Source organism: Trichocoleus sp. ST-U1 (assembly GCF_039961835.1).
GTDB lineage: Bacteria > Cyanobacteriota > Cyanobacteriia > Cyanobacteriales > FACHB-T130 > FACHB-T130.
In genome coordinates this window covers 1-21283 of the sequence record NZ_JAMPJZ010000085.1, presented here as the reverse complement: position 1 = coordinate 21283, position 21283 = coordinate 1, and the positions used below count along the sequence as shown (strand labels likewise).

Annotated in this window: 19 protein-coding genes; 9 read left to right on the top strand and 10 right to left on the bottom strand. The window is 46.1% G+C overall.

Annotation, left to right across the window (positions count from 1 at the left end):
• Nucleotides 1–8 precede the first annotated feature (8 nt).
• The 4 genes from NDA06_RS22080 (at nt 9) to NDA06_RS22065 (ending at nt 3545) form a co-directional block, all read left to right on the top strand.
• Nucleotides 9–362 carry a hypothetical protein gene (locus NDA06_RS22080; RefSeq protein WP_348251854.1) on the top strand — a complete coding sequence of 118 codons (354 nt, stop codon included), beginning with the start codon at nt 9–11 and terminating at the stop codon, nt 360–362.
• Nucleotides 363–546: 184 nt separating this feature from the next.
• Complete coding sequence (locus tag NDA06_RS22075) at nt 547–1911, top strand: hypothetical protein (RefSeq protein WP_348251853.1); 1365 nt, start codon at nt 547–549, stop codon at nt 1909–1911.
• Nucleotides 1912–1941: 30 nt separating this feature from the next.
• Nucleotides 1942–2760, top strand: coding sequence for a hypothetical protein (locus tag NDA06_RS22070; RefSeq protein ID WP_190433960.1), 819 nt, complete (start codon nt 1942–1944; stop codon nt 2758–2760).
• A gap of 152 nt (nt 2761–2912) precedes the next feature.
• Nucleotides 2913–3545 (top strand): hypothetical protein, encoded by a 633-nt coding sequence (locus NDA06_RS22065; protein ID WP_190986012.1) that lies wholly within the window; start codon nt 2913–2915, stop codon nt 3543–3545.
• Between the two features lie 78 nt (nt 3546–3623).
• Here NDA06_RS22065 and NDA06_RS22060 read toward each other — a convergent pair whose 3' ends face one another.
• From NDA06_RS22060 to NDA06_RS22035, 6 genes are all read right to left on the bottom strand, one after another.
• On the bottom strand, nt 3624–3872 hold the full coding sequence (locus NDA06_RS22060) for a hypothetical protein (RefSeq protein WP_190430724.1): 249 nt from the start codon (nt 3870–3872) through the stop codon (nt 3624–3626).
• 377 nt (nt 3873–4249) lie between these two features.
• On the bottom strand, nt 4250–5371 hold the full coding sequence (locus NDA06_RS22055; RefSeq protein WP_190986011.1) for an AI-2E family transporter: 1122 nt from the start codon (nt 5369–5371) through the stop codon (nt 4250–4252).
• A gap of 227 nt (nt 5372–5598) precedes the next feature.
• Nucleotides 5599–7005: a protein-glutamate O-methyltransferase CheR gene (locus NDA06_RS22050; RefSeq protein ID WP_199324104.1), complete on the bottom strand. Its 1407-nt coding sequence runs from the start codon at nt 7003–7005 to the stop codon at nt 5599–5601.
• A 64-nt stretch (nt 7006–7069) separates the two neighbouring features.
• Nucleotides 7070–7201 (bottom strand): hypothetical protein, encoded by a 132-nt coding sequence (locus NDA06_RS22045; RefSeq protein ID WP_277878397.1) that lies wholly within the window; start codon nt 7199–7201, stop codon nt 7070–7072.
• Between the two features lie 138 nt (nt 7202–7339).
• A complete protein-coding gene (locus tag NDA06_RS22040; protein WP_190414825.1) occupies nt 7340–7492 on the bottom strand; it encodes a hypothetical protein in 153 nt (50 codons plus the stop codon).
• A gap of 757 nt (nt 7493–8249) precedes the next feature.
• A complete protein-coding gene (locus NDA06_RS22035) occupies nt 8250–8975 on the bottom strand; it encodes a Crp/Fnr family transcriptional regulator (protein WP_190987049.1) in 726 nt (241 codons plus the stop codon).
• Between the two features lie 353 nt (nt 8976–9328).
• Between NDA06_RS22035 and NDA06_RS22030 the strand changes: the two genes are divergently transcribed.
• Nucleotides 9329–10618, top strand: coding sequence for a cation:proton antiporter (locus NDA06_RS22030; protein ID WP_190987048.1), 1290 nt, complete (start codon nt 9329–9331; stop codon nt 10616–10618).
• Nucleotides 10619–11095: 477 nt separating this feature from the next.
• Here NDA06_RS22030 and NDA06_RS22025 read toward each other — a convergent pair whose 3' ends face one another.
• The gene (locus NDA06_RS22025) at nt 11096–11260 is read right to left on the bottom strand and encodes a hypothetical protein (protein ID WP_190430771.1); all 165 of its coding nucleotides are present in this window, start codon (nt 11258–11260) and stop codon (nt 11096–11098) included.
• Nucleotides 11261–11653: 393 nt separating this feature from the next.
• On the opposite strand from NDA06_RS22025, the gene NDA06_RS22020 reads away from it, so the two are divergent.
• The gene (locus NDA06_RS22020; protein ID WP_190987047.1) at nt 11654–14836 is read left to right on the top strand and encodes a DEAD/DEAH box helicase; all 3183 of its coding nucleotides are present in this window, start codon (nt 11654–11656) and stop codon (nt 14834–14836) included.
• A 2-nt stretch (nt 14837–14838) separates the two neighbouring features.
• Nucleotides 14839–15678, top strand: a complete 840-nt coding sequence (locus NDA06_RS22015; RefSeq protein ID WP_190987046.1) for an SWIM zinc finger family protein — start codon at nt 14839–14841, stop codon at nt 15676–15678.
• A 98-nt stretch (nt 15679–15776) separates the two neighbouring features.
• On the opposite strand, the gene aroF is transcribed toward NDA06_RS22015, so the two are convergent.
• Both aroF and NDA06_RS22005 read right to left on the bottom strand, forming a co-directional pair.
• On the bottom strand, nt 15777–16676 hold the full coding sequence (gene aroF, locus NDA06_RS22010) for a 3-deoxy-7-phosphoheptulonate synthase (RefSeq protein ID WP_190525079.1): 900 nt from the start codon (nt 16674–16676) through the stop codon (nt 15777–15779).
• A 529-nt stretch (nt 16677–17205) separates the two neighbouring features.
• Nucleotides 17206–18108, bottom strand: coding sequence for an EamA family transporter (locus NDA06_RS22005; RefSeq protein ID WP_190987045.1), 903 nt, complete (start codon nt 18106–18108; stop codon nt 17206–17208).
• Between the two features lie 221 nt (nt 18109–18329).
• Between NDA06_RS22005 and cax the strand changes: the two genes are divergently transcribed.
• Entirely contained in the window at nt 18330–19427 is a 1098-nt protein-coding gene (gene cax / locus NDA06_RS22000; RefSeq protein WP_190415026.1) for a calcium/proton exchanger, read from the top strand.
• Between the two features lie 92 nt (nt 19428–19519).
• On the opposite strand, the gene NDA06_RS21995 is transcribed toward cax, so the two are convergent.
• Nucleotides 19520–20104, bottom strand: coding sequence for a DUF99 family protein (locus NDA06_RS21995; RefSeq protein WP_190525116.1), 585 nt, complete (start codon nt 20102–20104; stop codon nt 19520–19522).
• A 299-nt stretch (nt 20105–20403) separates the two neighbouring features.
• Between NDA06_RS21995 and psb28 the strand changes: the two genes are divergently transcribed.
• A complete protein-coding gene (gene psb28, locus NDA06_RS21990) occupies nt 20404–20739 on the top strand; it encodes a photosystem II reaction center protein Psb28 (RefSeq protein WP_190414836.1) in 336 nt (111 codons plus the stop codon).
• The last annotated feature ends 544 nt before the right edge of the window (nt 20740–21283 follow it).

Here is a 21283-nt window from a genome sequence, read left to right as displayed (position 1 = left end):
AGTTAGAAATCACCACCTGGGTTTCATCGGCTGACTCAGATGCCTCGCCTGGGGTGAGGACAGACCAATCTTTATCCGGTCAACCTTTACCCGGTCACTGTATGCGAACCCGCATCAACATTGTGGATGGTGATATAGAAAATGAAGTCGGCAGCGAATTTCTAAATAGCGGCCCCTACAACGAATTGCGGGAATTTCACCTCCAGCAAGTTCACGAAGGTCGGGAAATTATTCAGGAAAACCTGGCAAACTTGCAACAGCTGTTTACAGTTTTAACGAACACGCTGTCTGAGATACCAGGATCGCGAGCGCGTTCAAATCCACAGCAAGTTTTACCTCCTATCGATTCAGATAATCCTTAAGAGTCAGAACACTTGAGAGCCAAAATAAATGCAAGTCAAAGGTTAAGCTTCTCTTCAGGACTGAGTTTTGAGTGTTGAGTATACCCCAGACTTAAAAATAGGGGCTTGAAATCAGGACGCTTTATTCTTTGGGGCTACATCAACTTGAAACAAACTGCGCCTCTAATTTCCGTTTTGAAAAGGCTTGTACCCTAGTTGCTTTAAACCTCAGTCCTCAAACCTCAGTCCTCAGTCCTCAGTCCTCAAACCTCAGTCCTCAGTCCTCAGTCCTCAAACCTCAGTCCTCAGTCCTCTTTCTATTGACAACTCACAATTGGCTGGAAATTTGGTTATGGCGGCAAGCGATAAATTCAAACAACAACTCAAAGCTGGCAAAATTGTTGAGGCACTTTCTACGGCACTCAGTGAAGCGATTGAGTTAGAAATCACCACCTGGGTTAGCTCTACCGACATAGATGACAGGACAAGCGAAGAACAGCCTCAACCAGGTTCGCGGATGCAGACCCGGATTAATATCGTTGAGGGCGACATCACCAACGAGATTGGCGATCGCTTTCTCAACAGTGGCCCCTATAGCGAACTGCGACAATTCCATCTAGAGCAAGTTCAGCAAAGCCGCGTGATTATCAACGACAATCTCAAGAGTTTGCAAAAGTTATTTGGGATGTTGCTAAGAGTCGGGTACCAGAATCCTAAAGCTGCCCCGATTCCTCCAGACAAGTCTAGAGTTGATCCTCGCCTACCGCCAGACGAAACCGCAGCTTCTATCGTGACAATTGAGCCTGAAGTTTTGCTTGTTGAGGGGTCGCCAACTGATGCGATCGCATTTGACCCCCGCGTGGAGATTGACACCGTTCCTGCCATTGCACCCACACCATCCGTCACACCCGATTTCCTGCCCCCAGCGACCCCAGAAACCCCTGTAGAGCCAGCCGTGAGTGCCCAGGAATGGGAAGAAGCCGTCATCCAGGAACCACCGTTTCAGCCAGGGTGGACGCCGGAATTCGGCTCGGCGCTTCCCCCGGATTTCCTGCCCCCAGTGACCCCAGAAACCTCTGTAGAGCCAGCCGTGAGTGCCCAGGAGCCGGAAGAAGCCGTCATCCAGGAACCGCCGTTTGAGCCAGGGTGGACGCCGGAATTCGGCTCGGCGGTAAACTGGGGAACCGAGGAGGAGTGGGAAGAAGTGGAAGTGGAGGAGGAACCGACACACCCCTTCTCAGCGAGGTTTGCGCCTGTTGAAGATGAGGACTGGAATGACAATGACGATGGCTGGGAAGAAGATGAGGAGCCGTCAACGACGCCCGATATCAGCAGCAATCCTAGCGGCATTTCAGATCCCATAGCGGTTTTGTTTGGAGACACTCCCGTGGAGCCTTCCCAGCCTTCTCCACCGATGTCAGATACGCGATCGCCCGTCAACATTGAAGAGGCTTTATTTTCACAAACACCGCCTTCACAAACACCGCCAAAGCCGTTTGATGAGTTTGATGAATTTGAAGAAGATGAAAACGAATTTGACAATCCATCGCCTCCACCACCCTCCAAATAATCATTAAAACCAAACTGGATTCATACAACGATGGTCAATACACCAGATACCAACAGCAACGAGATTAATCCCAACCTGCGGAAAAATTTTAACAACTTTTTGCAGTCTCTGACCGATGTGCTAATCGACATCACGGCTCTCGAAGTAAATACAATGGTCGTGGATCATATTAGCGGGACTAAGTTTATTCCTTGGGAAGCGTATCGAGATATTTACCCAATTTCCACAACCTATTTGGAAAGGGCAGGAATCCATCCATCTCTATGGTCTCGGTATCTGAGTCTGCGTAAACAAATCGAGACAGAGTATTGCCTATATTGCCTTGAGGAGAAACTTTTAGAACAGGATGCTTCACAGCTCAGGGAATATGTCCGAGTTCTCAGCGATCCCACAGCAGAACTAGATATTCAAAAAACAAAACTGCCTAACCCGCTGAGTCCTTCTGCGAATCCGGCTGTTGAGATTAACAAGATTCAAAACTTACTCGATGACAGTAGATTTTTACGGAGCTTGCGGAAGGTTGATGAGCTAAAAGCAGCCCTGGATAATCGGAATAAGTCTTTGCAAAAAAGCGAAGCATCGCAAGCATTAGACCCGGTTGAAGAAGTAACAACCGATATGATTTATGCCCAATCAATCATTCAGTTAGATGGAGATATTATCAACCGCTATCACCAGAGGCTTTTTGAACACGAGCATAAAGATATCATTTTAGATATCCACAGACAGGGTGTTACTGCGGGTGAAAAACAGTGGCATGGGTTATTAGAATTTATGGTGAATTTAGTGGAATCGTTGGTCAATCAAGGCAGTTCCTCAATGAAAAATTTATTCAAAAACCGCAATTAATCCTGAAAAAACCGATCCAAAAAAATAGGCAAAAAATAGGAAAGATGAGCTGAGAAGGAGTGGGAAATTATCTATCAGGTTCCTTTAGGCAACCTCTTAATTTAGATTCATGCATTCAAATCGAGGAAGTCAAAGACGCGAAGGGACAGTTAGTGTCTCATTTCATCAGATTCAACTTAGATGAAAACATCCTCGATCAAATTTTGCAAGCGAGAACCAATGGACAAAACTTATCCATTTCCCGGCGTTTGCTAGCAGAGTTGCGTTCTTATGCGCTAGTAGATGCGGGAAGCTGCTTGCAGTCTGGGCTGATTTTCTGCACTCACTACGATAAAGCGGAGAGTAGAGAGTCAGTAGCGGAAAACTTTGTCATGCAGAGTACGATCGCTCTCGATGGAGATATCATTCACCAAATTCGCCACGATTGTCTTAAAGATTCTATTTGGTGTTTAGCGATCGCAACTGCTCACCACTGGCTAATCGATCAACTGCTCAATCAGCTACAGCTCAAGATTGCCTTATGGTTAAATGGGCTATCTTGGATGCTCTCGTTGCTAACGACGGCGGCGACAGTTATCTCTAACTTACAACGCCTAAATTTCTGGACGCTGTTAGCATCGGCGGCGATGGCATGGTTCTTGCAAGTAGGCTTTAAGCGTCTGTCGCTGTTATTTTTGCCGTTGCTGAGGCGTTGGGTTTTTCGTCAATTGTTGTTGGGCTTGCTTTCTTCCAATCCGAGGGATAGAAAGATTGCGAAAGGCATTTTAGGGCGGTTCGTGCCTTAACAAGAGGAGTTGGAGGTGATGCGATCGCTTATTGAGTTGCGTTGCATAAAGCGTAGCGATCGCTCTACTCGCATCCTTCTAACGAACTCTAATAAACTGGCTTGTATGCAGCACCGCTTCACCATGATCCGGAATCCATGCTACCCATTCGTCCTCAGACTGCTGGCAAAGTAGCAACGCTTCATCGTGGCTATAAGGGTTGGGAAGTTCTAGCAACTGTACCCAAGTCGAATCCTGATAATCCATCTGAGACTGGGTTCGATTGGTTTGAGGTGCCCAGCTTCTAGTCCGAGACAGCAAAGGAAGTACGCAATAATTCAATGTCATATCTGTTTCCCCTCCAATAGCGATAACAGCACTCAGAGTTGGCTGACTGCTCTCCGTCGCAGTTAAGAGCCTCCACTGATAAGCTATTTTCAAAACATTTCTGTAACAAATGCTACGGAATTTTTGCCGATCAAATCAACTACCTGTCGTAAAACTTTATGTTTGATAAGACGAAACCTAAGAGGGATGCAAGATCCAGCGAATAGCAATTCTCTATTGGAGGCAGTAAAGTTTAACCCCACCCCCGCCCCTCGACCTTCACCCAGAGGGGTTCAATATTCTCCCCTCTCCGTGAACGGAGAGGGGTTGGGGGTGAGGTTCCGAGTTCAGCAAAGAATGCAGAGGTAAGCAAAGTTAAAAAAACGACCCAGAATTGACTACTTCATTGTTGAAGATTTGAGGGGAATAGCGGTGGAATCAGGTGAGGCTTCGACGATAACACCCGCTTTATTTTCTGCTATCAATTTAGGTTTTAAGTAAAGATTTTCCAACAGGACAGCCGCACCCGCCACCCAAGGAGGAACAATCAACGCGCCAAGAATGCCTAAAACTTGCGTTCCTCCCAGCACCGCCAGCAGTTGATACAAAGGATGGACTTTCACAGAAGAACCTACCAGTAGCGGATCGAGTACATACGTTTCCACATTCTGGATAATCACGAACAACAACAGCACCCACAGGAATGTCCACCCTCCTTGAGAAACTGCCACGATGAGAGCCGGAACTGCTCCCAAAACTGGCCCCACAAAGGGGATCAAATTGGTGAAACCAGCGATCACGCCAAGTCCGAGTGCAAACTCTGATAGCCCTAAAAAACCTAAGCCAAGGGTAATCGCTACCCCTAAAATCCCTGAAACCGCAACTCGACCTTGGATATAATTCCCCATCCGCTGGCTCATCGGTGCCACTTGAGCCTCCAGACGTTCATCCCAAGGCGACGGGAATAGCTGCACCAAACCTTTAACCAGGTTTTGACTACCCGCCACCATATAGCCGGAAATCAATAAAGCCAAAATTAAGCTAAAAACGCCGCCAATAATTCCTTTGGTGATGTCGTAAGAGCGCAGCAGGACTTGTTGACTGGAACTAAACACCCACCTAGTTAGCGCTTGGGTATCAAGGAGTTGGTTGACTAAATCGGGTCGCTCGTCGTTGTAACTGATTACAATTTTCTGAATGAGTGCCCGAAGATTTTCAATGTATATTGGCAAATTGACGGCAAGCAGTTGAATCTGCGCGGCTACGGTAGGGCCAATAATCAATCCCGCCCCAACGATGCCAGAAATTAGCGTTACATAAACAACAATGACCGCCAACCACCGGGGAAGCTGCAAGCGTTCAGCCTTGTCGATGAGGGGGGAAATCGTTGCTGCGATGACTACGGCAACCATGAGGATGACTAGGAGACTCCGCAGCTGCCATAGCAACACTCCCAACAAACTAGTGACGACAATTAGCAGGATATTCGATAGAGAAATCGCAGTGCGCCGCTCGAACATGATTTAGTAGCGATGGGCTAGGTGTAAACTACCTACACAAAGAATAGCGCTATCGTGTGGGCTTGCAGCGTCACCGAGAAATCCCTCTGTTTAGACTTGCGCCACTTTGTTGCAATACACACTCCTAACCTCACCCCCAACTCGATCTCCACAAGTGGAAAGGGACCGCGATGGGGTTAAATTGCACTGCATCCCAACGAGAAGTGCGATAAGAGGGACACAACGCGCTAGGCGACTCCATGAAATTTAGGTTGAGTCATCTTCTTTAACAAAGCTTTGGCTTGATTGAGTTCTTCGTTGCGCTGGTACAGTTCTTCACTGAGAGACTGCAACTCCTGATTCATCGTCTGTAGTTGTTCGTGGGTGGACTGGAGTTCCTCTTGAGTCCTGTTCAACTGTTTTTTGAGATCCAGACGTTCTTGTTGAACGGTTTTTAGCTCTTCTTGAAGCACCAGGAGTTGTGTCTGCTCGGTTGTTAACGCTTGATGGGTAGACGAGGGTTGCTTGGGTTTTACCTGTGGCTGAAACACTTGCTGGAACTCTGGCTGGAACACTTGCTGGAACGCTTGCTGCAACTCTTGCTGCAACTCTTGCTGGAAGTATGAGGGTTGCTTTTCTAGAGGCTTCACTGCCTTTTCAGGGCTTGTCTGGGTAAGCGATCGCAACTCCTCTCCCTTAGTCTGGACACCTTTAGTCTGGACACCTTGGCTAGTCTGGACACCTTGGCGGATGCGATCGCGTTTGGAGTCCTGCACCTCAGATGCATTCAGATGCACATTTACCTTTGGCGTCTTTGTATAAACACGCCGCTTCAAATCTGCGGTGCTGAAAGTCTGAGGGCTGTTGAGCAGTCCCTCCGCATGACCTAATACGAGAAAGCCACTATCCCGGAGCGCAAAGTGAAAGCGGGACTGGATTTTTCGTTGGGCTTCGGGATTAAAATACATCAGGGCGTTGCGGCACATCAGCAGATCGAGACGGGAGATGGGCGCATCTTCAATCAAGTTGTGGCGACTAAACAGTAGCGCAGAACGCAACTCCTTATGAACAATGTAGCTGTTAGGAGTGCTATCAAAGTATTTCTCTAACAAAGCGGGAGGAATCCCCGCAACTTCCTTAGCCGTATAAGTTCCCTGACGAGCTTGCTTAAGAGCTTCCTCATCGATATCTGTGGCGTAGATTTTGACCCGCGCCTGGAACTGTTCGATTCCCAGTATCTCCGCAAGGATGATTGCTAACGAGTAAGCTTCTTCTCCAGAAGCGCATGCAGCACTCCAAACTCGAATCGGTTCGTCTGGTTCCTTCTTCGCAACGATCTGAGGGATCAGCTCGTGAGACAAATAATCCCAAACTGAGCGATCGCGGAAGAAAGAAGTAACATTGACTAAAAGTGTGTTAAATAGGTGAGTAAATTCTTGGGGATGCGCCTTTAGGTAATCAATATACTTTGTACAGCTGTCGATCCCCACTTTCTGTATCCGGCTCATTACCAGACGCATCAAACTAGGACGCTTGTAGCTGGTGAAATCAAAACCACGACTTCGCTTTATGTAGTCCAGCAAAGCTTCTAACTCATAAGCTGCTTTAGTCCGGGGCGGAGTCGTATAGGCAGTTGATTGTGATATTGGCATCATTTATCGTTATACAAGTAAAAGTGTAGCGACCTGTCAAGTAGAGGTATATTTTTTAGCAATTGTCCTAAATCGATCCCGCCTTGCCCCGCTTGCGGGGCAAGGCGGGATTTTGATGTTTATTTTTTTGATATTTAGCATCATCTAGATAAATTGCGATCGCTGTAATTACTTTAGCGGTGAATGCTTCTAGATTCATCCTCACAAAGTAGAGCAAACAGTAACAGATATTCCAAAGGATGAAGAGGTTTTTAGACCCTTGGTATCAAAGCAACCAACCTTGAGGACAAGGCACTCTGAAAGATAATTATCCACCTATTTTTAACAGGGAGTCGCACTACCAGACTTCTAGGCTTCTTTGTTTTAAATTCCTAAGAATTTCTGAAACCAATTCTTTCTGCTTTGGAGTTAGTTTATTCCAACCATTTCCCCAAAGTTTTTCTTGGTTCGTATCATTATATGTAAAAGGCATTCTTGTTAAATTATTCATTTTACACCTCTTATTTCCTTTGACCCTGACAGATGGAAACTCCCTAATTCAGTCGTCTATTAAAGGAGACAACAAGGGACACGAGAGGAACTTAATACTCGACTATTTCAAGTATAAACGCGAGTAACAGTAACGTCTGTCCGGTTTCGCACATATTTAGGGAAACCTACAAGATTTATCGGCATCTAGTCATGTTTTGTGGTCAAAAACCCCTTTTAGCTCAGCTTTGCTGAGACTCATCACATTTGTCAGTTGCCATCTTCGCCTTCATACTTGGCAACACGAGGGAGCTTCAAAGCTGTCTATCTAATGATGTGTAACTGTCTCTTGTGATGGTGACGGTAGCATCTCACCATGTACTACGATTGTGCGCTTTGTGCTTGGCTCCCCTTAGTAGCGCTTAGGAAACCGCGCAGAATGACAGTTTCAGCTCAAGTTACACTTGGTACTATCTAAACAATAAACGCGATCGCAAACGCCGTCTGTCCGCTTTCGCACATACGAGAAAACAAACAATTTAAAAAGAATTTATCCGCCATTTACCCAGCGTCGCCCGCTTGAAGAATGAATTTGATAGCTATTCGTGAACCCAGGGTTGAATATTCTCCCCTCTCCGTGAAGGTCGAGGGGTTGGGGGTGAGGTTCCGAATCTATTGCATCCAAAAGAGAAACCCTATATACAACGCTCGCCCAATCATTAATCCTAGCCGCAGTTGTGCAACAGCATCTAGGGCAACACCATCTAGTACAACGCCATCTAACGGTGTTCCGTCCCAAGCAACCGACCGAACTCGGCTTTGATAATTCCATAACACTCGCAGGAGATCGCTTCCAAGTCGCCTTGATTCAGAATGGTGATTTTGCCACGGCTGTAGCGAATCGTTCCCGCTTTGCTGAGGGTGCCAGCCGCCACCGTGACGCCAGAACGGCGCGTGCCCAACATCTGGGCGATAAATTCCTGAGTGAGGGGAAACTGGTCTGATTCCACGCGCTCCTGAACGGTTAGCAGCCACCGGGCAAGTCGCTCTTCTATCGTATGCAGGCGGTTGCAGGCGACTCCTTGAGAAACCTGAGTCAGCAGTGCTTGCGTATAGCGCAACAGCAGGCTTTGCAGTACCCCTCCCCGCTTAAACTCGGATCTGAGCTGCTCTGCCTTCATTCTCATGCCATTGCCTGCGACCTGCACCAACGCTCGGTTGCTCGTTTTGTTGCCTCCTAAAATTATGGGGAGACCTACCATTCCGTCATTACCCACCATTCCAGCTTCCACAGTCGAGCCATCTTCCAGCACGCTGAGTAAAGAAACAATTCCCTGTTGGGGAAAATAAACGTATTCAATTGGTACGCCAAGTTCGTAGAGGACTTGATTGAGTGGGAGCGAGACGGGTTCTAGATGGGGAACCAGACGTTCGTACTCCTCGTCAGGCAAAGCGGCAAGAAGTCGATTTTTTATTGGCTGAAGAGGATCTTTGGGGACTGACATGAGGAGTTTCCTTAATTTAGCCGTGTTAGAAAAGGCATCTAACGGCAGAAGGAGAAGAACTCAGTAAACCAATCCTAATACCAAAAGGTGTATTTTCTGAATAGAAAGCCGCACGCTTAGCAGGTTAAAGTCTTACAGCCGCTTACTGATGCTGTATTCATTCTAATGGGGTGTGAAATTTTCTCACATTAACAATATTCCCTAGATTCCTAGAGCAACTTTCTAGGTTATATTGCAAAAACTTGCTGAAAAAAGTTTGGGTACGGAAATCGGGATGTAAGCGCTGATTCTATATAAACTCTCAGCACTTTACTCCTAGATACATCGCAACACTCCCGACCCAGAGGCATAGGATGTCGAATTTTGATCTCGTTTTAAAGTTATTGCTGCAACTAACCGTTATTCTCGCTACTTGTCGCATTGTGTCGATGATTGGGCGGCGCTATTTTGGTCAAACCGATGTTGTCTGCGAGATGATCGCGGGGGTGATGTTAGGGCCATCTCTGTTTGGTCTGCTGCTTCCTGATGTGCAGCAATGGCTGTTCCCCAAAGCCCCGATTGTGATTGATGCGGCGACGAAAATTCCCAACCCATCGATGTCGATTCTCTTTGCCATCAGCCAGATTGGGTTGGTCATTTATATGTTCTTGATCGGCTTAGAGTTTAATACCGATTTGATCAAGCGCCGAGTCAAGAGTGCCGGTTTGGTATCTGGGGCAGGAATTTTGGCTCCTTTTATCTTAGGCGCGATCGCAGCTTTGTTGTTGTACGGCAATGGCGAACTCTTCAAACCTGGAATTACTCGTCCGGCAGCAGCCTTATATCTGGGCGCATCCATGTCAATTACAGCATTTCCGATGCTAGCCCGGATGCTATACGAACGCGGCATCGCCAAAACCCGCTTCGGCACGCTGGCACTGGCGGCAGGTTCGATTGATGATGCGACGGCATGGTGTTTGCTGGCGATTGTACTCGCCAGCATTAAAGGCAGCGCCAGTATTGCCGCTTTTGCGATTGGCGGGGGTTTTGGCTATGTGTTGTTGATGATTTTCGTCGGACGACCGGCATTTACCTTTTTCGCACGTCGGACGAAGCAAGAGAAGGGCGTGACGATGCAAACCCTGACATTAGTATTAATCGTTTTGATGGTATGCGCGTGGTTTACCGATTTGGTAGGCATCTATGCGGTGTTTGGGGCGTTTATTCTGGGTACGGTGATGCCACGGGGCGAATTTGCCGATCAAGTGCGCCACCACACGGAGTTTTTGACGACTTCGTTTTTGCTCCCGATTTTCTTCGTTTTCTCCGGACTGAACACGCAAATCGGGTTAGTCAACACGCCGCAACTCTGGGCGATCGCATTACTGATTATCCTGATAGCGATCGCGGGGAAAGGGCTAGCTTGTATGTTGGCAGCAAAACTCGCCGGTGAAAGTTGGCGCGAGTCCGCAACCATTGGGGCGCTAATGAACGCACGAGGATTGATGGAGTTAATTATCCTCAACATTGGTTTAGAGGAAGGTGTAATTACTCCAACCTTATTTACCATCATGGTCGTTATGGCAATTATCACTACCCTCATGGCATCCCCGCTGGTTTCATTATTGTTGCAAGGAACAAACTATGAACCTGTTCCCAGATAAGCCACGCCAGGTGCAAGTTTTTCTAATTCGCTCAAAGCCCTGGCAAATCTAACCCAGTCCCTTCCTCTTCAAAACCCCTCTACCGGGTCGGAGAGAGGTTTGGGGAGCCTGCTGTGCCTACAGATTTTAAAAAGGGGCTGAGGGTAGCGAAAATAAATTGCTGAAGAAATACAGAAAATTGCCAATAGCGATCGCATATATAGCAATTCTATTTGAGTAATGAGCCAGCCCTTGAGATCCCCAACTTCTGTCTGGAAATCGCAGATCTCGCCTTCACAAATCATTTAGGATGCAGATAAGATAATCAGACAGAAAAGCCTTGACTCCAAAAGGAGTCAAGGCTTTTTTGCATAGACAATGAGTTGTTACAGCACAAGCGTTTACTACCTAAGACCGCTCTGATGGAGGGTTGCGCCTCCCCTCGGTAGTAACAAAGTGGAGGAAGCGACAAAAACTCCACACCTTCTAGGCCTTTTGTTATTTAAACCGTTCGGACATCTGACGTCGCTCTTCTTTGATGTCCGATTCTGGGCCACTGCGGCATAACGCCCATCCGGTGTTTTTTTCCTTAATCAGAATAACAATCGCCAATTTAAATGTTGTCGTGCTAGCGGTAGAACCGCTGTCAGTCTGTAGGTGCAACTACTAGCATGGCTAACATCTATCTCTGGTGGGAAAGTTCCGGGCTGTAACTGTGTATACAGCAACCACGACGGCTATCTGTACAAGCCTATTCACAAGAGGGTGAATCCCTCCAAAAGTCTCAGCCACAACTGAAATTAACCGTTTAGCATATTGGCTGCCTTTCTAAGACCAATCTTTGTTTTTTGTAGAAAGCTCTCTTTTACTCGGATTTTAACTTTTACCGTTACATTTTTTAATCCATAAGCCAGTTAGAAAACTTGACACTAGGAACGCAAATAGCTAAATAATTGCAACAGATAAGAAGCAATGTCCCCAAGGGACGACTTCTGCGAAAGGTTCGCATCCTTAACCCGCTACAATTTGAGAAAACTCTCCTTGAGGCATCTACCTATGAAAATCCTCCACGGTACTTGGATTCCTAAGGCAGAAGCTAATTTCCTACAAACAGGTGCATTTTACCTGTGGGTAGAAACCCCAATTTTAAAAAAACGCCGCAACTCGCAAAAAAACATCCATCCCAGCCATCTTGCCAAAGACGACTTGGAAGCTTTTCTAAGCAATGAACTGGGAATCGCCACAGCACCCTATCATAAGATTAGCGAGAATATTTCTACTCAATACATTGCTCTTCCCACCGCGAACAACCAGCCTCTTCCTTCTCCTGAATTAATTAAATATTTGGAAGAAGAAGTTAACGAAGACTATGAAGAATTTACGGACTGGGAAATTGATACCTATGAAGTTAACGCTAGGGTAAAAACCGGCAGTTATAGCTATGCCAAGGTCAATAATGTTATTAAACTGCTTAACGATATTCACTTCTTGGCTTTACATAACTTTGGTGAAATTATTATCGGTTCAGACCTCCTATTTTGGTATCACTATACCCAAGCATTTAAACAAATTATATTCAAAGACCAATATATTCCCAGCCTCAAATATCGAGAACTTCCTGCTGTAACCAAAGGAAAACGCAAGCAAACCGCTAATTCCTTTGAAATTTATTCAGGATGGGAAATTGTTTCTGAAAAATACGAAACCTTAATTCAAAGATATGCAGACTATATGCCTCTAGTCTGCGTTGCCGGTTCTTCCGTACCCAGGACAACAGTAGAATTTTTTTCTAAAGAAAGCTTACTCCGTCACTTTTCTGAATGTCTGTTGCATGAAATTGTCACCCATACTCCCTCGACTGCTAAATTCGATCAGCAGATTACAGATACCATCCTTTATGATTGTTTCTATCCGGACAGCAAGAATCCGCAAACTACCGAAAAAGCCTTAGAAGAATACAAGCAATGGTATGCCTGGAAAGCTAAACTAACCCGCAGCCAAAATACGGGAAATTTTGACCTTTGCTTTCAGTTAAAAGAAGCTAACTCTGAAACAGATAACTGGCAAATTGTTTTCTTGGCTAACTCCAAACAAGATCCATCCTTAAAACTTTCTTTAGGGGATTATTGGCGGCTGAATCAGAAAAGTAAAAAAGATATTCAAAAATACTTTGGCAAAGATTTTGAAAATAATCTGCTTTTGAATTTGGGATATGCAGCGCGGATGTACCCTAAACTATGGCAGGGATTGGAAACTGACCAGCCAATCGGGTTGCAACTTAATCTGCAAGAAGCCTTTGAATTTCTCAAAGAAAGCGCCTGGGTATTAGAAGATTCCGGTTACAAAGTCATCGTTCCCGCCTGGTGGACGCCGGATGGTCGTCGGAAAGCTAGAGTTCGGCTAAAAACGTCTTCTCGAAACGTTGGTAAATCCAAAGCTGCTAACAAAGGATACTTTAGTTTAGATGCAATTGTTGAATATCAATACGAGCTATCAATTGGCGGTCAGCCGGTTACTCAAAAAGAATGGCAGCAACTCGTCAAAGCTAAAACGCCGCTGGTGCAATTTCGCGGTCAGTGGATAGAACTAGACCAAGAAAAGATGCAGCAGATGTTGGAATTCTGGCAATCTCAGGCTAAAGAACAGCCAGAAATGACTTTGTTAGATTTCATGAAATTAGCCGCAGCAGCGGAGGATGATATTGAAGTCGAGCATGACCAGACATTGTCAGAAATGATGGCGAAATTGGAGGATAAAAGTAGACTGGAGCCGGTTCAAAATCCGCCGAAGTTGCAGGGGAATTTACGCGAATACCAAAAACGCGGCGTGTCCTGGTTGCAATATTTGGAAATGCTCGGTCTAAATGGTTGTCTTGCCGATGATATGGGATTGGGTAAGTCGGTTCAAGTCATTGCTCGGCTGGTGAATGAAAAAGAATCGACAAATTCAATCTTACCAACTTTGTTGATTGCACCGACATCAGTTGTTGGAAATTGGCAAAAAGAAATCGAAAAATTTGCGCCTCATCTACAAGCAATGGTGCATCATGGCAGTAGCCGCATTCAACAAGTCGCTGATTTTAAAGAAACCTGCCTTAAGCATGATGTAGTGATTACATCGTTTACTTTAGCTCGGAAAGATGAAAAACTTTTGCATAGTCTGAAATGGCATCGAGTGGTAGTGGATGAAGCGCAAAATATCAAAAATCCTAAAGCTGCTCAAACTAAAGCAATTTTAAAATTGACCGCTAACCATCGACTGGCACTAACGGGAACCCCAGTAGAAAATAGGTTATTGGATTTATGGTCGATTTTTAACTTTCTGAATCCTGGCTATTTAGGTAAAGAAGCACAATTTCGTAAAGGTTTTGAGATTCCGATTCAGAAAGATAATAATCGGGTAAAATCTACGACGTTGAAGAAATTGGTAGAGCCTTTTATTTTACGTCGAGTCAAGACTGACCAATCAATTATTAACGATCTGCCAGATAAAGTTGAACAAAAACTATATTGCAATTTGACGAAAGAACAAGCTTCTCTTTATGAAGCTGTCGTTAAAGATGTGAGCGAAAAAATTAATAATTCCGAAGGCATTCAGCGCAAAGGCTTAATTTTGTCAACCTTGCTGAGGCTGAAACAAATCTGCAATCATCCAGCGCAATTTTTACAAGATGGGAGCGAATTTTCAACTGAGCGATCGCATAAACTTAGCCGTCTTGCAGAAATGGTTGAGGAAGCCATTTCTGAAGGCGAAAGTTTGTTAATCTTTAGCCAATTCAAGGAAATCTGCGACTCTCTAGAAAAATACCTCAAGCATACTTGTCACTACAACACTTATTACATTCATGGAGGCACCAACCGCAACAAGCGAGAACAAATGATTACCGAATTTCAAAACCCAGAAACTGAACCATCGGTGTTTATTCTTTCTCTCAAAGCTGGCGGAGTTGGCATTACGTTAACGAAAGCAAATCACGTTTTTCACTTTGACCGCTGGTGGAACCCCGCCGTTGAAGATCAGGCGACAGATAGAGCTTTTCGGATTGGTCAGAATAAAAATGTATTTGTTCACAAATTTATTGCAATTGGGACTTTGGAAGAACGCATCGATAAAATGATTGAAGATAAGAAAAAGCTGTCTTCTGCTGTTGTCGGTACCGATGAAGCTTGGCTGACAGAACTTGATAACGAAGCCTTTAAACAACTGATTTCACTGAACAAAGCTGCAATCTTGGAGTAATCATGGCTCAATTTAGCCGTACCTGGTGGGGAAAACGCTTCATTCAAGCCTTAGAAGCTTTTACCGATCCTGCGAGATTAGGACGAGGACGTTCCTATGCGAATGGGGGGAAAGTCCTCCACTACAAAATTGACCAGAATGAAATTAATGCTGTTGTAAAAGGTTCAGTGAATCCCTATTTTGGAGTTTATAAAGAGCCAACCTATATTATCAATATTGAAATTACACCGATTGATGAATCTAGTTGGTCGAAGGCGATTAAACACCTTTCATCAAAAGCTAGCTTTGTCTCCAAGCTATTGATGAATGAAGTTCCCGATAATATTGAAGATGCTTTTTCTGACCTAGGATTGCATCTTCTCCCCCACAATCGCAAAGATTTTAAAACCAATTGTTCTTGTCCAGATTACGCCAATCCCTGCAAACACATCGCGGGTGTCTACTACTTGGTAGCGTCCCAACTAGACCACAATCCGTTTCTCTTGTTTGAACTCAGAGGCTTATCTAAAGAAGCACTGCAAGCGGAACTGGCAAAATCTCCTTTAGGAGAGGTTTTATCCACTGAACTCACAGCAAAAGAAATCCCTTTAGAACCCTCCGCGTCTTACTACACTCCACTGGAAAAAGTCCCGGTTACGGAGAAGATAAATCATAGAGAATTTTGGCTGGGGACTAAACGACTGCCTCAAACTGTTGAAGTGGCATCGCTGGCAAGCTTGCCAGCAATTTTGATTAAAAAGCAGGGGGATTTTCCGCCTTTTTGGAAGAAAGATAGTTCTTTTATTGAAGTGATGGAGGAGTTTTATGAGCGGGTGAAAACAAAAAATAAAGATGTGATGTAATCCTGCTGATTTCTCCCCCGCCTTGTCTCTACAAGGCGGGCGAATACTCGCGTATAACTTAAAGAAGATTGCTATCGCGGCAGAATCAATCAATAGGATTAAGCCGTTAGTCCACATGGTTTCTTGGCAGAGAAATGAATAGGGGCAGGTTTTAAACTGAAACCCGCCCCTACTTCGGATATATTTCGCCCAACCGCTGCGGCTACAGGTCTTAAACTATGAACGAGCTCCACCATATCTTCTAAAGAAAGCGCCTGACGAGCATCGGAAACGGATTTTTCGGGTTCTGGATGACACTCAATAATTAAGCCATCTGCACCACAGGCGATCGCTGCCTTTGCCAAAGGTGCTACCAATTCCCGCTTACCGACGGCATGAGACGGATCGACAATGACTGGCAAGTGGGTTATCTGCTTCAAAGCAGCTACCGCGCCTAAATCCAGCACATTGCGCGTATAGTTATCGAAGCTGCGAATACCCCGTTCGCACAGCACCACATCGGGATTGCCGTGGCTTAAAATATATTCCGCCGCCATGACAAATTCTTCAATCGTAGAAGCTAGACCACGTTTGAGCAATATTGGCTTGCCAGCTTGTCCCAAAGCTTTCAGCAAATCGAAGTTTTGCATATTACGGCTCCCAATTTGCAGCATATCCGCATGAGTCGCAACAGCTTCTATTTGCCCAATTGACATCACTTCTGTGACGACGGGTATGCCATAACGCGATCGCACATCTGCCAAAATCTGGAGTCCTTCCACTCCCATTCCCTGGAACGCATAAGGAGAGGTACGGGGTTTGTAGACACCGCCACGCAGCGCCTGAACGGGTGCAGCGGCGAGTTGGCTAGCGACAGTTTCCATCTGTTCTAAGCTTTCCACTGTACAAGGCCCACCGATGATCGCAAGTTCCGTCCCACCGATGGAAACTTGTTCGGAAAGTTTGACAGTAGTTTGGTGATTGGCGTGGGATTGCGAGGCAAGTTTGGCGTTAATCATGGTTTGAGTCTCCTTGAAGCTAAAAGATTTTTCTGACCCTTCCTTGCAGGAGGGAGTAGGGCGAGGGAGTTGACAAAAAAGCCCGGAACCTTTTCTAGTTCCGGGCTATAGACGATTCATTGGCATGACGCTATTTACCCGGAACTTGTGGGCCAAAAATAAAAGCCATAAAACCAGCTACTGAAATAGGTCATCACCATGAAAAGTTGCTCCTTAAAACAAAAAAACCGCAGATTTTACTCTGCGGTTCACCGGGCGGTTCCAATGCGGGCACTGGATTCACTGCCGGTGAACCGTCCTAAACCAATAAAAGTAAAAACTGCTGCTGAGCATAGGGGGAAGCGTCTAATTTGGTTTAATTTTGAGAATTTACTGCGTACCTGAGAATTTTGGCAAAAGCCAGTTTTTTCTAGGTCGCTATGGAACTTATCACTCTTTTATTTAAGTTTTATGCAATAAGTCCATTCATCCATGAACTTAGCAAAGGGATCAAATTGCGTCAAGACCCCTGCGAGGGTAAATCAAGCGACTAATCTTGAGGAAACGCCTGAATTAACACCACCGAACTGACTACCAGTAACCCTCCCAATATTTGTCTCCCTACGAGTTGCTCTCCTAGGAAAATGATTCCCAGCAGCACCGTCACCACGGGTTCGATGGTGGAGAGAATGGCAGCTCTGGAGGTTCCCAACCGCTGAATACCCGCGAACAGGGTAATGATGGGCAGCACCGTGGCGATCGCTGCCAACCCAGCGATTGTCCCTAGGGCGACAGTTGTTTGGGGGAAAATCAGCCCCCGCCCCAAACAAGCGGCTCCCATAAAAGATAGAGCGGCTCCCAGAGACAGATAGGCGCTGGTTGTCACCGGAGAGAGCGATCGCACTAATCTCGCCCCAAAGGTTAGATAAAGTGCGTACCAGGCTCCCGATGCGATCCCCAGCCCTAACCCTAAAGGCTGCACGGTAGTTCCACCCAAATCGGCAGTCAGCAAACAGCCGGTGAGGGCTAAACCGAGGGCAATCTTCCGGTAGAACCCAGGGCGATCGCCTTCGATTACCCACGCCAAGACAGTGACAAAGGCGGGATAGGTGTAAAGTAACAAAGCCGCAACGCCAGCGCTGGTATAAGCAAGAGCGCCAAAGAACAGAGTTGCTTGAATCGCATACCCCACGCCTCCTAAAAGGGTAGACGCGATCGCATCTTGCGGTTTTAAGCGCCACTCGTCTCGCCACACCAGCCACGCCCAGAGTACCACTGCCGCGCCTGTAAATCGCCAAGCCAGAGTGCTGGACAAATCTAACCCTTCCGCATAGGCAAGCTTAGCGAAGATCGCCAGCGTCGCAAAACCCGTTGCGGAGACGGCTATCAGAGCAACTCCCACTCGATTGGGGCGAGGCGCGGTTCTTCCTTCCTCTCGTTTGTCGTTTGGCATCGAGTCCTCCTGCTTCTACATCAGCATACGAGAAACGACAGGGTGCAATTGACAAGTTTCCAGATATTCTTACAGAGGTGAGAGGTGCCCAATTTTCGATGACATCAAGCAGTGAAAGTATGACTCGTCTCAACCATCCAGGGGAGAACTCGTTGCTACTTTCCTACGTCTCATCGGGTGGGAAAATTCATCATGCTCTGCAATTTCAGCCACAATTCGCTATGTCAATCAAGAAAATTATTTCTTACGTCCTGCTAATTTTTGTACCCATTTCAATTGCTGCTGAATATTTAGGGTGGGGTTCGCTTGCCATTTTTATTACATCAGGGATCGCTATCGTCCCCCTAGCAATTTGGTTAAGCACTGCGACTGAAGAAGTTGCCGTCGTTACGGGGCCTTCGATTGGTGCATTGTTAAATGCAGTCTTTGGAAATGCAACCGAGCTAATTATTGCTTTAGCAGCTCTAAATGCTGGTTTAGTTGACATTGTTAAAGCAAGTATTACTGGAACAATTATCAGTAATTTACTCCTGGTCATGGGCCTTTCCATGCTTTTAGGAGGACTGCGCTATAAAGAACAGGAATTCAAGCCGATTGTGGCGCGAGTGAATGGTTCCTCGATGACGCTGGCAGCGATCGCCCTTATTTTGCCTACGACGGTCATCAATACCTCAAATGGTGTTCCACTCGATGCAATTCGCAATCTCTCCCTCACAGTTGCCACTGTGTTAATCGTAGTTTATGCTCTGACGTTACTGTTTTCTTTAAAAACTCATAGCTATCTTTACGAGGTGGGATTAGTCGATTTAGACTCACCAAATTCAATCGGTTCTGAAGCTGAATCAACTGCCCACAAACCGAATCTTTGGCTCTGGATTGGTGTGTTAGTAGCCTCTACGGTTGCAGTTGCCTTTGAGTCAGAGATTTTTGTGGGAGTTGTGGAGGAAGCAACAAAGGGTCTGGGTTTGACTCCCTTATTTACAGGTGTTGTTCTGTTACCTCTCGTTGGCGGTGCAGCCGAATATGTAACTGCGGTCAACGTCGCTCTCAAGAACAATATGGATTTATCCGTCTCTGTGGCGATGGGGTCTAGTTTATTAGTTGCCCTGCTCGTGGCTCCAATTTTAGTTTTGGTAGGAGTTGTCATTGGTCAACCAATGGATCTCAACTTCAATCCTTTTGAAGTGATTGCGGTAGCGATCGCTGTCACTGTTGCCAATCTTATCAGTCTAGACGGACGCTCTAACTGGTTAGAAGGCGTACTGCTCTTAGCAACCTACATCGTTTTGGGAGCAGCTTTTTACTTTCATCCCGCCTAATGGTTGTTTTTTGATAATTGGGAAAAAGTTTTGAGTTAAAGGACTTTCGCTCGCCTCAAAACTCAAAATTCAAAACTCTCATTACCAAATCCTTACGCCGAACGTCCGCTTTCTCCCTTCACCACCGCTGCTCCAATTAAATGCGCCAGACGTAATGCCTCTGGAACGTTGCCGCAGTCAGTCAGACGTTGCAGCACCGCAGCGGTTACGTCTGGCTCAGCACCGCACACTTGGAAAAAGAATGGCGGGAAGGTATAAATTCCACCAGCACGCTGCAAAAGCTTGAGCCGTCGCTCTGGCTGTGGCAAGTGGTGAATGGCTTGTTTGACAGCGGCTAGATCAGGCTGACGCCGCATCACGGCAACGCAGGGGAGTTCCAATCGCTCGGCAAGCTTAGGAAGGTCAATCACATTAAAACCACCAAAAGCGATGCCGTCGAGCAGCACCAAGTGTAATTGCGGCAAGAACTTTTTACCGAGCAGTAGCTTACAAACGGTATCAGTTGCATTCCAGCCATCTTGCCGCACCTTTCCCCACACCATGCCCTCAAAGCGGGTACCTGCACAAACGATCCCAGCGATGGAGGCACTACCACCCCTACGGCGTGCGAACGGCGCATCATCGAAGCCGATGACGCGAATTAGGCGATTGAGTCGGAGTAAAGATTCAAGATTCATCTCACACCAAAAAAGCGATCGCATCCGTGATTTTAAGCTAATTTTCCCTTTTAGAAGCGCTTAAAGTAGCATTTTTGAGCTTAAGAAACTAAGCCATACTAATCGTCCTAAAAAAGCTTATTTCTGCCAATTTTTAGGGAAATATGCTTAATTCTAACTTGATCGCTCGTCTAACTCAGGTCTCTTGGTGGCATCCGAGGTACTAAAGTGCCCAAAAGCACCCGTGAAAGCTGAACCAGTCCGCTCTAAATAATGAGAAAATGTTAAGTTATCTATCATAAAAACTTGGTGGCAGAATTATGGCTCAAATTCAATTTTCCAGAGGGATCAACGAAGAAGTCATACCGGATGTAAAGCTAACCCGCTCTAAGAGTGGCGCTCATGGCACCGCTACGTTTTATTTTGAAAGTCCCAACGCCTTTAACACCGAAACCTCAGGGGAAATCACTGGGATGTACATGGTTGACGAGGAAGGAGAACTGTTGACGAGAGAAGTCAAGGGCGTATTCGTCAACGGTCAAGCAAAAGACCTCCAAGCAACTTACCTGATGAAGTCTCCTGAAGAATGGGATCGCTTCATGCGCTTCATGCAACGGTATGCAAAAGATCATGGTTTGGAACTTAGCCAGTCCTAAATAAAGACCTATGTGCTTGGGGCACAGGCAATACCCATGCAATCCGGTTCGGATAAGCTCATTTGCCTACCAGTAACCTCCGGTAGAGACGCGAAATGGTGCGGCACTGCACTGCGTTAACGTGTCGCAGCACGAATGCACCATTTCGCTAATGCGTCTCTACACCCCTCCACTGAGCGGTTGACACCGCACAGCGACAGCAAGCACACATGAAAACCTGCCGGGAGCAGGTTACAGAACCCTTGATTTTCGGTTGGTTCGCGCTTTTAGGACTTGGAATGCAATCGCCGCAAAATTCCATTCTGAGGGCTTGGTGCAAAATTTGAGTTAACCGAACAGTATTTGAATGCGCGTGCCCTTACCGAGAGCTAGCGAAATCAGGAGTCAAGATTCGTAGGAACGGTTAATCGGACAGCCGTGTGGCAGTAAGATACAGCAGATTGCAGGTATATAGAGTACATTAAGGTCAGTGCATGAACAGGTAGAATGAAACCTTACTCCATCGACTTTCGAGAAAAAGTAGTCAAAGCATACGAACAAGAAA